The 15185-nt window shown below is 64.2% G+C and carries 11 protein-coding genes; 6 read left to right on the forward strand and 5 right to left on the reverse strand.

Annotated features, from left to right (window positions below):
* The 5 genes from BRO63_RS10110 to leuC all read right to left on the reverse strand — a co-directional run.
* On the reverse strand, nucleotides 1-1179 hold a 1179-nt coding region (locus BRO63_RS10110; RefSeq protein ID WP_143219459.1), incomplete at its 3' end, for a type IV pilus assembly protein FimV.
* Nucleotides 1180-1442: 263 nt separating this feature from the next.
* Nucleotides 1443-2573, reverse strand: coding sequence for an aspartate-semialdehyde dehydrogenase (gene asd, locus BRO63_RS10115; protein ID WP_054458280.1), 1131 nt, complete (start codon nucleotides 2571-2573; stop codon nucleotides 1443-1445).
* A 240-nt stretch (nucleotides 2574-2813) separates the two neighbouring features.
* Nucleotides 2814-3890 (reverse strand): 3-isopropylmalate dehydrogenase, encoded by a 1077-nt coding sequence (gene leuB / locus BRO63_RS10120; RefSeq protein ID WP_088139666.1) that lies wholly within the window; start codon nucleotides 3888-3890, stop codon nucleotides 2814-2816.
* A gap of 35 nt (nucleotides 3891-3925) precedes the next feature.
* Complete coding sequence (gene leuD / locus BRO63_RS10125) at nucleotides 3926-4576, reverse strand: 3-isopropylmalate dehydratase small subunit (protein WP_088139668.1); 651 nt, start codon at nucleotides 4574-4576, stop codon at nucleotides 3926-3928.
* 25 nt (nucleotides 4577-4601) lie between these two features.
* Nucleotides 4602-6005 carry a 3-isopropylmalate dehydratase large subunit gene (gene leuC / locus BRO63_RS10130; RefSeq protein WP_088139669.1) on the reverse strand — a complete coding sequence of 468 codons (1404 nt, stop codon included), beginning with the start codon at nucleotides 6003-6005 and terminating at the stop codon, nucleotides 4602-4604.
* Between the two features lie 528 nt (nucleotides 6006-6533).
* On the opposite strand from leuC, the gene BRO63_RS10135 reads away from it, so the two are divergent.
* The 6 genes from BRO63_RS10135 to BRO63_RS10160 form a co-directional block, all read left to right on the forward strand.
* Complete coding sequence (locus tag BRO63_RS10135; RefSeq protein WP_088139671.1) at nucleotides 6534-8027, forward strand: TolC family outer membrane protein; 1494 nt, start codon at nucleotides 6534-6536, stop codon at nucleotides 8025-8027.
* A gap of 24 nt (nucleotides 8028-8051) precedes the next feature.
* Nucleotides 8052-8264 (forward strand): hypothetical protein, encoded by a 213-nt coding sequence (locus tag BRO63_RS10140; RefSeq protein ID WP_042792889.1) that lies wholly within the window; start codon nucleotides 8052-8054, stop codon nucleotides 8262-8264.
* Nucleotides 8248-10413: a type I secretion system permease/ATPase gene (locus tag BRO63_RS10145; protein ID WP_373557773.1), complete on the forward strand. Its 2166-nt coding sequence runs from the start codon at nucleotides 8248-8250 to the stop codon at nucleotides 10411-10413. Before BRO63_RS10140 ends, BRO63_RS10145 begins: the two co-directional genes overlap by 17 nt.
* Before the next feature lie 7 nt (nucleotides 10414-10420).
* Nucleotides 10421-11842: an HlyD family type I secretion periplasmic adaptor subunit gene (locus tag BRO63_RS10150; RefSeq protein WP_088139675.1), complete on the forward strand. Its 1422-nt coding sequence runs from the start codon at nucleotides 10421-10423 to the stop codon at nucleotides 11840-11842.
* A gap of 19 nt (nucleotides 11843-11861) precedes the next feature.
* Nucleotides 11862-12518, forward strand: a complete 657-nt coding sequence (locus tag BRO63_RS10155) for a helix-turn-helix transcriptional regulator (protein ID WP_088139674.1) — start codon at nucleotides 11862-11864, stop codon at nucleotides 12516-12518.
* An 84-nt stretch (nucleotides 12519-12602) separates the two neighbouring features.
* The coding region (locus BRO63_RS10160) for a retention module-containing protein (RefSeq protein ID WP_143219460.1) at nucleotides 12603-15185 on the forward strand (2583 nt) is incomplete at its 3' end.

The raw sequence follows: 15185 nt of genomic DNA on the forward strand, positions 1-15185 counted from the left end.
AGTACCTGCCGCACCCGAAGTACTTGCCGCACCCGAAGTACCTGCCGCGCCCGAAGTACCTGCCGCGCCCGGAGTGCCTGCCGCACCCGAAGCGCCTGCCGCGCCTGAGGTCCCCGCGGCAGCGCCCGAAGCCCCGCCCGAAGCGTCCTGCTGCGCCACTGCCTTGTTCAAATCATCGACGTTGCTTTGCAGCTGGCTCACGCGCCCCTGGACATCGGCCATGGCGCGCTCGGTCGACGTCCGGGCATCGGCGCGCGCCTCGGCTTGCACCGACGCATTGTCTTGCGCCTGCCCCGAGGACAGGCGCACGCGATCCTGCGGTTGCGATGCGCTCGCCACGCCAGCATCGGCGGGAGGAGCCACGCTGCCCGAAGCCGCGCCCTGCCCTTGAACCACGGACGGGTTCGCTCCCGCAGCCGCGCCGATGCGCGCGCGGTACTTCGCGAACGCTTCGGCATGTTCGTTGAAGATGCGGCGCGCCTCGGCCGGGTCCACGGCGCGGACGGTGGCCGCATCCGGAATCGTCAGCTTCTGCCCCGCCTTCACCAGATTCATATTGTTCTGGATGAACGCCTCGGGGTTGGCGCGCCACAAGGCCACCAGCATCTGGTAGACCGACGCGTTGGGCACGGCATTGCGTTGGGCGATGGCGAAAAGATTGTCGCCGGACTTCACATTGACCGAACGCGACCCGGCCGAACGGGCCGGCGTACCGACCGCGGCAGGCGTCACGTCCGCAGTGGTGCCGCGCAAGGGCACCAGAATACTGACCTGCACCTGGCGCTGCCCCGAACTGGAGCTGATATCCAGCAGCAAATCGACTGCGCCGCTGACCGGCGGTTGCGAGGCCCGCACACGCAGATTCTTGCGCGTCGCGTCCAGGCCATCTTCGACACGGACCACCATGCTTGCCAGCGGAACCGGAGGCTTCAGGCCCGCACGCTGCCAGGCGGCCTCGTCCGCCACCGATACCTTGAGCGTAGCGATCTCTTCGGATGTCAGTTCCTGCAGCCCCACCACCGCCTGCAACGGCGCGCCCGGCACGGAAACCACCCGCGAATGCCCCACGCGCATGGCCATCGCGGTACTGCACACGCTTGAGCCAATCGCCAGCGCAATCGCCCACTGCAGGGCTTTTAAACGGCGGGCATGCTTCACTTGGCGCGAACGCTGGGTCATAAGCTGGAATTCCGTCTTGTAGTCGACTTGCGGGCTGGGGCCGGCTCACGCCATATGCATGGCTGAGAACAGGCATCAATTCACGGGAAAAGTGTAATGGATCATGCGCATTTCACAAACCTGAAAGGCCCGGCCGCGTTTGTTGGCGGGCCTGTCCGCCGACATGGCGCGAACAAGCCGCGCAAACGACAAGGGCACCCTGAGGTGCCCTTGCTTGCCTTGCATATTTGATCAGACGGCGGCAAATACCGCCTGCAACGGCATCAGGCTTCGGCCAGCGCGATACGCAGCATGCGGCGCAGCGGCTCGGCGGCGCCCCACAGCAGTTGGTCGCCCACGGTGAAGGCGCCCAGGTACTGCGAGCCCATCGACAGCTTGCGCAGGCGGCCCACCGGAATATCCAGCGTGCCGGTGACGGCGACCGGGGTCAGCGCGGAAACCGTCGCTTCCTTGGTGTTGGGCACGACCTTGGCCCACTGCGTGCCTTCGGCGATCAGCGCTTCGATCTCGTCCAGCGGCACATCGCGCTTGAGCTTGATGGTCAGCGCCTGGCTGTGGCAGCGCATCGCGCCGATACGCACGCACAGGCCGTCGATCGGCGTGGCGGGCGTGCCGAAGGCGGCGCCGCGACCCAGGATCTTGTTGGTCTCGACCTCGCCCTTCCACTCTTCCTTGGACATGCCGTTGCCCAGATCCTTGTCGATCCAGGGAATCAGGTTGCCGCCCAGCGGCACGCCGAAGTGCTCGTGGGGCAGCGCCGGATCCTTTTGCTTGGCCAACACGCCGCGGTCGATTTCCAGGATGGCCGACGCGGGGTCGTCCAGCAAGGACTTGACCGATTGATTGATCTCGCCGAACTGGGTCAGCAGTTCGCGCATGTGCTGCGCGCCGCCGCCGGAGGCCGCCTGGTACGTCATGGAGGTCATCCATTCCACCAGGTCGTTGTTGAACAGGCCGGCCAGGCCCATCAGCATGCAGCTGACGGTGCAATTGCCGCCGATGAAGTTGCGCACGCCGCGCTTGAGCGCCGCGTCGATCACCGGACGGTTGACCGGGTCCAGCACGATGATGGCATCGTCAGCCATGCGCAGCGTGCTGGCGGCATCGATCCAGATGCCGTTCCAGCCCGCGCCGCGCAGCTTCGGATAGACCTCGGAGGTGTAGTCGCCGCCTTGCGCGGTCACGATGATCGGCAGTTTTTTCAGAGCATCAATGTTGTAGGCGTCTTGCAGCGGACCTGCGCCAGTGGCCCAAGTGGGCGCGGCGCCGCCAGCGTTGCTGGTGGAGAAAAACACCGGTTCGATCAGTGCGAAGTCGTTCTCGTCGCGCATGCGTTGCATGAGCACCGAGCCGACCATACCGCGCCAGCCGACAAGGCCTACTGCTTGATTCATTTCAATCGCTCTTTAAAGGTGTGGAGACTAGGGTCCAGGGGAAAAAGCCGTGCAATTCAACAATTTATCAGAATGCACGGCCGGATGTTGCGGCGCAGCTAGAAATAATAGGGGCCGCAGTGGATACAACGCGCTTTCGCGGCGACGCCACAACAGCAAAACCAGGGGCGGCCCGGCTGGGCCGCCCCTGGTCTGGTGCCGACTCGGCCGCCGTAAACGGCGGCTGGATCCCGCGAAAGATCAGGCCAGCGCCTTCAGCACCGCGTCGCCCATCTGCGACGTGCCGACCTTGGTCGTGCCCGGCTCGAAGATGTCGGCGGTGCGCAGGCCGTCGGCCAGCACGCGGCGCACGGCGGCCTCGATGCGGTCGGCCTGCGGCGCCAGATTCAGCGAATAGCGCAGCAGCATGGCCGCGGACAGGATGGTCGCCAGCGGATTGGCGATGCCTTGGCCGGCGATATCAGGCGCGGAGCCATGGCTGGGTTCATACAGGCCCTGGCCGCCGGCGTTCAGCGAAGCCGAGGGCAGCATGCCGATCGAGCCGGTCAGCATGGCGGCCTCGTCCGACAGGATGTCGCCGAACAGGTTACCGGTCACGATGACGTCGAACTGGCGCGGGTTGCGCACCAGCTGCATGGCGGCGTTGTCGACGTACATGTGCGACAGCTCCACGTCGGGATACTCGCGCGCCACTTCGATGACGATGTCGCGCCAGAACTGCGAGGTCTCCAGCACGTTGGCCTTGTCCACGCTGCACAGCTTCTTGCCGCGCTTGCGGGCCGATTCGAAGCCGATGCGCGCGATGCGGCGCACTTCGGATTCCGCGTAGCGCATGGTGTCGTAGCCTTCGCGCTCGCCCGTGAAGGCGCCGTCGGGCGACGAGCGCACGCCGCGCGGCGTGCCGAAATAGATATCGCCGGTCAGTTCGCGGATGATCAGGATGTCCAGGCCGGACACGATCTCGGGCTTGAGCGACGAGGCGCTGGCCAGCTCCGGATACAGAATGGCCGGACGCAGGTTGGCGAACAGGCCCAGCGCCTTGCGCAGGCCCAGAATGGCCTGCTCGGGGCGGAACTCGCGCGGCAGGCTGTCGTACTTCCAGTCGCCCACGGCGCCGAACAGCACGGCGTCCGATTCCTTGGCCAGGTTCAGCGTGGCCGGCGGCAGCGGGTGCTCGAACGCATCGAAGGCGGCACCGCCCACGGGCGCTTGCTTGATCTCGAACGAGACGTCCAGCGCCTTCAGGACGCGCACGGCCTGCTCGACGATTTCCGGGCCGATGCCGTCACCCGGCAAGACTGCGATGTTGTGAGTCATACGAAAACGATCCTGTAATCAGAATAATGGCGGCATCAGGCGATGGGGCGGCTTTCCAGCCACGGGTGGCGAGCCAGGCGCTCCGCCTCGAAGGCGCGGATCTTGTCCGACTGGCGCAGGGTCAGGCCGATATCGTCGAAGCCATTGAACAGACAGTACTTGCGGAAGGGTTCGATGTCGAAGCCCATCTCTCGCCCGTCCGCCGCCACCACGACCTGGCGGTCCAGGTCGACGCGCAGCTTGTAGCCGGGGAAGGCCTTCACTTCGTCGAACAGGCGCGAGACTTCCAGTTCGGACAGGACGATCGGCAAGAGGCCGTTCTTGAAGCTGTTGTTGAAGAAGATGTCGGCATAGGACGGCGCAATGATGGCGCGGAAACCGAACTGCGTCAGCGCCCAGGGCGCGTGCTCGCGGCTGGAGCCGCAGCCGAAGTTCTTGCGCGCCAGCAGCACGGAAGCGCCCTGGTAGCGCGGCTGGTTCAGCACGAAATCCGGATTCAGCGGACGCTTGCTGTTGTCCATGCCGGGTTCGCCGTGATCCAGATAGCGCAGCTCGTCGAACAGATTCGGGCCGAAGCCGGTGCGCTTGATGGACTTGAGGAACTGCTTGGGGATGATGAGGTCCGTGTCGACGTTTTCGCGATCGAGCGGAGCCACCAGGCCTTCGTGAGTGGTAAATGCTTGCATGATGTCGGTACTCGGTGCTTGACGCTTAACGGAAAGTGCGGACGTCGACGAAATGGCCGGCGACAGCGGCGGCGGCGGCCATGGCCGGGCTGACCAGATGGGTGCGCCCGCCCTGCCCTTGGCGGCCTTCAAAGTTGCGGTTCGAGGTCGAAGCGCAACGCTCGCCGGGTTCCAGGCGGTCGGCATTCATCGCCAGGCACATGGAGCAGCCCGGTTCGCGCCATTCAAAGCCCGCCTCGATGAAGATCCTGTCCAGCCCTTCACGCTCGGCCTGTTGCTTGACCAGGCCCGAGCCCGGCACCACCATGGCCTGGCGCACATTCGACGCCACATGCTTGCCGCGCGCCACGGCGGCGGCCGCGCGCAAGTCTTCAATGCGCGAATTGGTGCACGAGCCGATGAACACGCGGTCCACGCGGATGTCGGTAAGCGGCGTGTTGGGCTTCAGGCCCATGTACTGCAGGGCGCGCTCCATGCCGCTGCGGCGCACGTCGTCTTTTTCGCGATCGGGATCGGGCACGCGGGAATCCACCGGCAGCACCATTTCGGGGGAAGTGCCCCAGGTGACTTGCGGCTTGATGTCGCGGGCATTGATTTCCACCACGGCGTCGAACTTGGCGCCCTGGTCGGTGTGCAGGGTGCGCCAGTAGCCCGCCGCCTGGTCCCAGAGCACGCCCGTGGGTGCAAAGGGACGGCCGCGGAAATATTCGATGGTCTTGTCATCCACCGCCACCATGCCGGAGCGGGCGCCGGCTTCGATGGCCATGTTGCAGACGGTCATGCGGCCTTCGACGGACAGGGCGCGGATCGTGCTGCCGGCAAACTCGATGGCGTAGCCCGTGCCGCCGGCCGTGCCGATGATGCCGATGATGTGCAGGACCACGTCCTTGGCCGTACAGCCAAAGGGCAATTCGCCGTCGACCTTGATCAGCATGCTCTTGGCTTTCTTCATGAGCAGCGTCTGGGTCGCCAGCACGTGCTCGACTTCGGAGGTGCCGATGCCGAAGGCCAAGGCGCCCAGGGCGCCGTGCGTGCTGGTGTGCGAGTCGCCGCAGACGACGGTCATGCCAGGCAGGGTCGCGCCCTGCTCCGGGCCGATCACGTGCACGATGCCCTGGCGCAGGTCATTCATGCGGAATTCGGTGATGCCGTACTTGTCGCAGTTGGCGTCCAGCGTATCCACCTGCAGGCGGGAAATCGGATCGTCGATGCCCTGGGCGCGGTTCAGCGTCGGCACGTTGTGGTCCGCCACCGCCAGGTTGGCGCCCGTGCGCCACGGCTTGCGACCGGCCATCGCCAGACCTTCGAACGCCTGGGGACTGGTGACTTCATGCACCAGGTGGCGATCGATATAGAGCAGACAGGTGCCGTCTGATTCCTGATGGACGACGTGGGCGTCCCAGAGTTTGTCGTAAAGAGTTTGGGCCATGGATGCGCTCTGCAAATAGACAATCCGGCTCGTGCCGCGCGCGGTTCGAAATACGACCCCCGAGCGCCAGCCACTGCGGCATGAACGAATTATGCACAGGGTCTCAACCTAGTACAATTACACCTTATATACCAGTATCAACACTACCATGCTAGGAAATCACAGGGGGTCAATTCGTCCTACTTCCCTACCCCAAGCGAACCACAGCCAAACAGTTACAGATACAAATTCGGGTATTTAAAACAGATACAAAATTATCAAACCGATATAATCGTTGTTCATTGTGGTCGCCCAATTTGCGAAATAAAGCGCAATAAACCGCATTTATCCTGCATTAAACCGGATCAAAAATCCGGGATACAGCGAAATTAGTGCAAATTCAAGCTAATTAAGAGATGATGCGCGAAGAAACTCAAACTGCCGACTGGAAAACTTCGTCAAGAATTAACAAATATTGACTCGTCAAATCTGACATTTCCACACAATATGGCGGCCATTAATTCCTAACTCGACTCGCGAATAATCACTATGGCTTCGTTTTTGCTCAAAAGCACGACTTCGGTCCTTGCCCTGGCATTCGTTCCTGCGGCATTTGCACAGTCAGCCGCTCCCGGTTCCGGGACAGCTGGGGTCACCCTGAACCAGGTTGTCGAACAGACCCTGCTCAGCAACCCGGAAATCCAGGCCAAGTACCACGATTTCCAGGCTTCGCTGGAAGGCCAGGCGGTTGCTCGCGGCGCGTTCTTCCCGCAGATCAATGCGCAAGGCTATGTGGGTCGCGAGTACCGCAACAACGTGCCCGGAGTCGGGTCGCAACAATGGAGCCGCCCCGGCTACAGCGTGGAACTGCGCCAGCTGATTTTTGACGGCTTCCGCACCAGCAACGACGTCAAGCAGGCTGGCTTCGACAAACTGGCGCGTTTCTACGACTTGTTGGCCACCAGCGACAACACCGCATTCGGCGCGGTGCAGGCCTACATCGACCTGCAACGCTACCGCGACATGGAGCTGCTGGCCCGCCAGAACTACACCCTGCACGAAGAAACGCTCAAGCAGATCAATGAGCGCGCCGAATCGGGCGTGGGACGCCGGGTCGACCTGGAACAGGCCGGCGGGCGCCTGGCGCTGGCCCAGACCAACCTGATGACCGAGACCGCCAACCTGCTGGACGTGCAGCAGCGCTTCCAGCGCGTCACCGGCGCCCTGCCCCCTGAATCGATGCAGCCCACGCCCGATATCAGCGGCAAGCTGCCGGTCAAGCCGGCCAACTTCAACGAGTCGCTGCGCCGCAACCCCAGCTTCCTGTCCAAGCAGGCCGGTTTGCAGGCTGCACAGGCTGGCGTCGCCTCATCCAAGGGCGCGTTCTCGCCCAAGTTCGAATTCGTGGCCGCCACCGGCCGCGACCAGAACGACCCGACGCCGCAAAACCGCGACATCCAGAACTCCAGCGTGCAGCTCGTCATGAGCTACAACCTGTATCGCGGCGGTTCCGATTCCGCCCGCGTGCGCCAGACCTCGGCGCAGTCCTACGCCGCGCGCGATATCCGCGACTACACCTGCCGCAATGTGCAGCAGGACCTGGCCGTGGCCTGGAACAACGTGGCCAGCCTGAATCAGAAGCTGCCCTTCCTGCGCGACCACGAAGTCGCCACCACCAAGGTGCGTGAAGCCTATCGCCAGCAGTTCCAGATCGGCCAGCGTTCGCTGCTGGACCTGCTGGACACGGAAAACGAACTGTTCGAATCGCGCCGCGCCCTGACCAACGCCCTGTATGACCTGCAGATCGCGCAATACCGCTGGCTGGCACTGTCGCACGCGCTGCTGCCGGCCCTGGCGCTGCAGCCGGCGCGCAATGAAATGCCAGAGGAAAACGGCAAGCTGGAAGTCTCCGACGACGTGATCAAGCTCTGCAATTCGACGATCCCCGACTCCGCCCGTCTGGCGCCCGTGCGCGTGCAATACAACGAGGGCAACCTGCCGCCGACGTTCATCCCGGTAAACTCGCCCAAGGCCAAACCCTAGGCGAAGCAAGCGCAAGGAGACCATATGCAGAAACAGGGCAACGATTTCTCACAACTGGACGCGGACTTCGTCCGCGTCCTGGAAGACCTGATCGACGCGCTGATAGCCAATGGCACCTTGCGTATGACTGACCTGCCTATCCAGGCTCAACAAAAGCTGACCCAGCGCAAGCAACAGCGCGCGCGCCTCTCCGAACACCTCGACCTGCTGGATGACGAAGATGGACAAGTTATCTGAAATGGCGGCCCGGGAGTGGCGCGCTGACGCGCGCGCGGCGCACGACGATCCGCTGCTGGATTGCCTTGTTGAAATCACCCGGCTGCATGGCGTGACGGCGACGGCCCAGGCGCTGTCGGCCGGCCTGCCGCTGGAAGAACACAAGCTGACGCCAGCATTGCTGCCGCGCGCCGCCGCGCGCGCACAGCTCTCTGCCCGCGTGGTCAAGCGTACGCTGGACAGCATCTCGCAGGATCTGTTGCCAGCGATCCTGCTGCTCAACGGTGAGCGCGCCTGCCTTTTGCTGAAGAAAGACGGCGAAAACTACGTCGTCAGCCACCCCGAGCTGGGCGGCAGCTCGATGGAAATGAGCGCCGCCGAGCTGTCGGCGCAATACACCGGAGTGGTGTGTTTCGTCCGCCCGCAATTCCGCTTCGACGCGCGCGCGCCCGAAGTCGCCAAGGTCCGCGAGCGCCATTGGTTCTGGGCCGCCATCATGGAAAACCGGCGCCTGTACCGCGACGCCCTGATCGCCGCCCTGCTGATCAACATCTTCGCGATGGCGATGCCGCTGTTCACCATGAACGTGTATGACCGCGTCGTGCCGAACAACGCCGTCGAGACGCTCTGGGTGCTGGCCATCGGCATCACCCTGGTCGTAATCTTCAACATGATCCTGAGCACCGCGCGCTCCCACGTAGTGGACAGTGCCAGCAAACGGGTCGACGTGCGCCTGTCCGCACAGATCATGGAACGCGTGCTGGACCTGCGCATGGAAGGCCGGCCGGTATCGGTGGGTTCCTTCGCCGCCAACCTGCGTTCATTCGAATCCATTCGCGACTTCATCGCGTCGGCCACCATCACCACCCTGGTCGACCTGCCCTTCATTCTGCTGTTCCTGCTGGCGCTGGCCTGGATCTCGCCCTGGATGATCCTTCCGCCCCTGGTCGCGATCGTGTTGATCCTGCTGGTGTCGCTGGCCGCGCAAGCCCGCATGGAATCCCTCACCATGGCCTCCTACCAGGCCTCGTCGCAGCGCAACGCGACCCTGGTCGAGGCCCTGACCGGCCTGGAGTCCGTAAAGACGCTCAACGCGCAGGGATCCATCCAACGCAACTGGGAGCGCGCCACCGAGTACATCGCCCTGACCGGCGGCAAACTGAAGCTGATTTCGTCGTCGACGGTCGGCTTCGTGCAGGCGATCCAGCAACTGGTTTCGATCTCCGTCGTCATCATCGGCGTCTACCAGGCCCAGGAATCCGCCATTTCCATGGGCGGCATCATCGCTGCCTCCATGATCGCCGGGCGCTGCCTGGCCCCGCTCGGCCAAGTGGCCGGACTGCTGATGCAGTATCAGAACGCACGCACCTCGCTGGGTTCGATCGACAACTACATGAAGCTCCCGATCGAACGTCCGGCGGAAGCCGAATTCCTGCATCGCCCGGTCTTCCATGGCGGCATTGAATTCCGCGACGTGACCTTCAGCTATCCCGGCAGCAAGCAGCCCGTGCTGAAGAAAGTGTCCTTCAAGCTGAAGCCGGGCGAAAAGGTCGGCATCATCGGCCGCATCGGCTCCGGCAAGACCACGCTGGAAAAGTTGGCCCTGGCGCTGTATCAACCCACCGAGGGCGCGGTCCTGCTGGATGGCGTCGACGTGCGGCAGATCGATCCCGCCGACGTGCGGCGCGCCATCGGCCACGTGCCGCAGGACCCTTTGCTGTTCTACGGCAGCCTGAAGCACAACCTCGCCATGGGCGCGCCCTACGCCGACGACGCCAGCATCCTGGCGGCCGCCAACATGGCCGGCGTCACGGACTTCGCCAACCTGCATCCCGACGGCTTCGACATGATCATCGGTGAACGCGGCGAATCCCTGTCCGGCGGCCAGCGCCAGTCGGTGGCGGTGGCTCGCGCCCTGATCAACGATCCTCCCATTCTGCTGCTCGACGAGCCCAGCAGCAACATGGACCACCAGAGCGAAGCGCAGTTGCGCAAGCGCCTGGGCGAAGCCAGCGCCACCAAGACGATCCTGCTGGTCACGCACCGCACCGCGCTGCTGGACCTGGTCGACCGCCTGATCGTGATCGACAACGGCCATATCGTCGCCGACGGTCCGAAGGAGCAAGTTGTCGAAGCACTGCGTCAAGGACGCGTCGGACGCGGAAGCTGAGGAAACCATGCTGAACAATCCTGGCGAAACCCGGCACGGCCTGTTTGGAAGCTTGTGGCGCAAGCTTCGCGGCGTGTTTGTGTTCTTCTTCGACCGCCTGCTGGACGGAGCCGAAAAAGGCAAACCCCAGCAACGCTCCGACTACGTCGGCAACGCGGAATGGGTCATCCACGAATCGCAGGCGCGTGGCTCGCGCATTCTTCTGTGGGTAAGCCTGCTGGCCACTGGCGGACTGCTTTTTTGGGCCGGCACCGGCAGCATCGACGAAGTCGTACGGGGCGAAGGCAAGGTCGTGCCGTCGCGCCAGGTTCAGATCATCCAGAGCTTGGACGGCGGTATCGTCGAGGAAATCCTGGTGCGTCCGGGCCAGGAAGTCGAGGCCGGAGAAATCCTGCTGAAGATCGACTCCACCCGGTTCGCCTCGTCCCTGGGCGAAAACAACGCCGAATACCTCTCCCTGCTCGCCAAGGCGGCCCGTCTGCAGGCCCTGGCCACCGGCGAGCCCTTCGTGGCTCCCGAGGAAGTGCTGACGCAGGCGCCAGGACTGGTGGAAATGGAGCGCAATGCGTGGCAGGCCCGCACCACCGAATTGAACGCCACGGTCAACGTCGCCCGCGAACAGCTCAAGCAACGCCAGGAAGACCTGCGCGAAACAATAGCCAAACGCGACCAGGCCGCGGCCAGCTGCGGCCTCACCTCGCGCGAACTGCAGGTGACCCGTCCTCTGCTCAAGAGCGGCGCGGTGTCCGAAGTCGACCTGCTGCGCCTGCAACGCGACGTGGCCCGCTACTGCGGTGAGCAAAAAGGCGCCGAAGCCCAGATCGACCGCTTCCAGGCTTCCATCAAGGAAGCCGAAAGCAAGCTGCAGGAAGCCGAGCTGAACATCCGCAACCAGGCCCGCAACGAGCTGTCGGAAACCAACACCAAACTGGCCACCCTGCGCCAGGGCAAGCTGGCGTTGGCCGACCGCGTGAAGCTGGCCGAGGTCCGCGCCCCGGTGCGCGGCACGGTCAAGACCTTGTTCAACAACACGGTTGGCGGCGTGGTCCAGCCCGGCAAGGACATCATCGAGATCGTGCCCAAGGACGACACGCTGCTGCTCGAAGTCCGCATCCAGCCGCGCGACATCGGCTTCCTGCATGCCGACCAGAAGGCGGAAGTGAAATTCACGGCCTACGACTTCGCCATCTACGGCGGGCTGGAAGGCAAGGTGGAACAGATCGGCGCGGACACCGTGACCGATGAGAAAGGCAATTCCTACTATGTGGTGCGGGTCCGCACGGACCGCAGCACGGTAGGCGACAAACTGTTGCCCATCATCCCCGGGATGGTGGCGGAGGTTCATATCCTGACTGGCAAGCGCACGGTGCTGCAGTACCTGCTCAAGCCCATACTGCGCGCCAAGGCGAATGCCTTTACCGAACGTTAAAGGAGGGCTGCAAGGCTTTATGAAACCCGTTCCTGTTCTGTTGATTACGCACGACGACCTGTTGTGGCAGCATTGGCGCGGCCTGAACCCGGCCCGCTGGCTGGCGGCCCGCGGGCGCGGCCTGGCCGACCTGCAACGCTGGCGCGAACAGGGCCGCACGCTGGCGGTGTTGGATGCGGACCTGCCCCGGCTGCCGTCCTGGCAAGACCCCATCTGGACCACGACCCTGGCGGACCTGCACGTGGTTGTCGCCAGCCCCAGTCCGAACGACGAGCAAGGCACCCGGGCCCTGGGCGCCGGCGCCCATGGCTACTGCCATGGCTATGCCTCCGCTGCCTCGCTGTCGCAGGCGCTGGAAGTCGTCGCTTCCGGCGGCATCTGGATGGGCCGTTCGCTGGTGTCGCGGCTGCTCAAGCTGGTCGCCGAACGCGCCCAGGACGCGCACTCCTGGGACGGCGGCGTGCTGACGGAGCGTGAAATCACCGTCGCCCGCTATGCCTCCAGCGGCCAGGCCAATGCGCAGATCGCCGAAGCCCTGGGCATTACCGAACGCACGGTCAAGGCCCACCTGTCAGCCGTTTTCGAAAAGCTGGGCGTAACCGACCGCCTGCAGCTCGCCCTGCTCGTTCACGGCATTTCTGCCCCCGCCGACGCCAAAATCAAAATTACTTCCTGATACTGTCCTTGAGGACAATATCCCGCGCCGGCGGCGCAATCTAGTATCTGGCCATCTTGGATAACTCCCTGAATCGGAACCAACATGGCCAACACTTCTCCCGCAGTCGTCAACGAAATCTCCGGTCGCGCGTGGATACGCAATAGCGACGGTTCCCTGACTGAACTGCATCAAGGCAGCAAGGTCCCCGCAGGCAGCGACGTCGTCACTGCCTCGGGCGCCACGGTTTCGCTTCAGGTCGAAAACGGCATGCCTATCGTCATCGGCGAAGGCCGCGAGGTTGCCGTGACCGGCGACATGACCGGCCCCCTGGCCGACCCGTCCGAAGCGGCAGTGGCTCCGCCCTCCGGCACCGACTCCGACCGCTTGCTGGCCGCCCTGCGCGACGGCCGCGACCCGTTCGATGAACTGGATCCCACCGCTGCAGTCTTGTCCGCCGGCGGCGCCGATGGCGGCAGCAGCTTCGTGCGCCTGGCCCGCATCCTGGAAACCACCACGCCGCTCGACCTGGCTTACCCGAACCCCAGCCGAGGCCAGGAGATCCTGCCCCGCCTGTCCGGCACCGGCGCCGGCGGCGACGATGAGGCCACCCCGGCCACCGTCAACACTCCGCCCAACGCGCTGAACGATACCGGCAGCGGCGAGCAGAACAGCCTGGTGCGCGGCAACCTGCTGCTGAACGACTCGGATCCCGACGGCGACCCGCTGGCCATCGTCTCGGTCAGCGGCCGCCCGATGACCCCAGCCGGGATCACGGTCAACGGCAGCAACGGTGGCGCCTTCACGGTTCTGCCCGACGGCAGCTACGTCTTCAACCCGGGTAACGAATACGGCCACCTGGCCGTGGGCGAAACGGCCACCAGCACCATCTCGTACACCATCACGGATCCCAGCGGCGCCACCTCCACGGCCACCGTCGTCGTGACGATCACCGGCACCAACGACGGCCCGGTGTCCACCTCCATCGCCGATACCTCGGGCATCGACGCCCAGACCGGCGTGAGCTACAACGTCTCCAGCCATTTCTCGGACCCGGACACCAGCGACAAGCTCACCTTTACCGCCACCGGCCTGCCGCCCGGCCTGACCATCGACCCGAACACCGGCATCATCACCGGCACCATCGACCATTCCGCCTCGCAAGGCGGCAACAATGGCGTCTACACGGTGACGGTGACCGCCACCGACCCGTCCGGCGCCACGACGTCCCAGGACTTCAACTGGGACGTCACCAATCCCGCACCGACGGCGGCCAACGACAACGGCGCCACGGATGAGGACACCACGCTCAACGTCGACGCCCAAAACGGCGTCCTGGCCAACGACGTCGACCCGGACGGCGATACCCTGACCGTCTCGCAGGTCAACGGCGCCACCGGCAACGTCGGCACGCCGACGGCCGGCTCCAACGGCGGCACGTTCACCCTGAACCCCGACGGCTCGTACTCGTTCAACCCCGGCAACGCCTTCCAGCATCTGGCTGTTGGCCAAACGGCGACCAGCTCGATCACCTACACCGTCACGGACGGCCAAGGCGGCACCAGCTCCGCCACGCTGACGGTCGAAATCACCGGCACCAACGACGCGCCGACCGCAGTTGCCCTGCAGAACCAGGACAACATGGACGGCGATGTCGTCAACTACAACCTGTCCGGCTTCTTCAGCGACCTCGACGACGGCGAATCCCTGGTCTACTCGGTCGACCACATCCCCGGCGGCCTGAAGTTCGACCCCACCACCGGCACCTTCACCGGCCAGTTCGCCAACTGGGCGTCCGATCACACCAACACGGGCGTCAAGGGCGAGTACCTCATCACCGTAACCGCCACCGACAAGTCGGGCGCAACCGTCTCCCAGACCTTCGTCTGGACTGTGGGCAACCCCGTCCCGGTCGCCGCCAATGACGAAGGCACCACCGGTGAAGACAAGCCCCTGGTCGTTGACCACGTCACCGAAGGCGTGCTGGGCAACGATAGCGATCCGGACGGCGACAAGATCCACGTCTCGCAGGTCAACGGCGTCGACGCCGACGTCGGCCAGCCTGTCGTCGGCTCGAATGGCGGCACGTTCACGCTGAAGGCCGACGGCACATACACGTTCAATCCCGGCACGTCGTTCCAGTACTTGAACGACGGCCAGACGGCGACCACGTCGATCACGTACACCGTGTCCGACGCGCAAGGCGCGACCAGCACTGCCACCCTGACCATTACGGTAACCGGCCAGACCGACGCTCCTCCAGTGATCACGCCTGAGGACAGCGACGGCGACGTTACCGCAGGCCACAACAATGTGGCCGAAGCCTCTGGCGCCACGGTCACTGGCTCCGTGACCGTATCCGCCGAGGCTGGCATCAACAAGGTTACGGTCGGCGGCAAGGACGTCAGCAACGCCAGCGCCGCCAACCCGGTAGTCATCACCACCGACAAGGGGGTGCTGACCATCACCAATTACGACGCCACCACTGGCAAGATCACTTACTCCTACCAGGAGACTGGCGGAGCTGCCGATCACTCTAATGGCGACGATTCGGTCCGCGACCTCTTCCAGGTTTCCGTCACGGACTTCGCCGGCGAGACCCGTAGCAATGACCTGGTTATCCAGATCACCGACACCGTCCCTGAAGCCAAGCCCGACACCGCTTCCGTCACCGAAGACACCGCACTG

This window comes from Achromobacter xylosoxidans, assembly GCF_002192695.1.
In the GTDB taxonomy this organism is placed as follows: Bacteria; Pseudomonadota; Gammaproteobacteria; order Burkholderiales; family Burkholderiaceae_B; genus Achromobacter; species Achromobacter xylosoxidans_C.

Bases quoted from the DNA above. Each gene is read 5' to 3' on its own strand.
- asd (WP_054458280.1), bottom strand. From the start codon at position 2,573: ATGAATCAAGCAGTAGGCCTTGTCGGCTGGCGCGGTATGGTCGGCTCG.
- leuB (WP_088139666.1), bottom strand. From the start codon at position 3,890: ATGACTCACAACATCGCAGTCTTGCCGGGTGACGGCATCGGCCCGGAA.
- leuD (WP_088139668.1), bottom strand. From the start codon at position 4,576: ATGCAAGCATTTACCACTCACGAAGGCCTGGTGGCTCCGCTCGATCGC.
- leuC (WP_088139669.1), bottom strand. From the start codon at position 6,005: ATGGCCCAAACTCTTTACGACAAACTCTGGGACGCCCACGTCGTCCAT.
- BRO63_RS10135 (WP_088139671.1), top strand. From the start codon at position 6,534: ATGGCTTCGTTTTTGCTCAAAAGCACGACTTCGGTCCTTGCCCTGGCA.
- BRO63_RS10140 (WP_042792889.1), top strand. From the start codon at position 8,052: ATGCAGAAACAGGGCAACGATTTCTCACAACTGGACGCGGACTTCGTC.
- BRO63_RS10145 (WP_373557773.1), top strand. From the start codon at position 8,248: ATGGACAAGTTATCTGAAATGGCGGCCCGGGAGTGGCGCGCTGACGCG.
- BRO63_RS10150 (WP_088139675.1), top strand. From the start codon at position 10,421: ATGCTGAACAATCCTGGCGAAACCCGGCACGGCCTGTTTGGAAGCTTG.
- BRO63_RS10155 (WP_088139674.1), top strand. From the start codon at position 11,862: ATGAAACCCGTTCCTGTTCTGTTGATTACGCACGACGACCTGTTGTGG.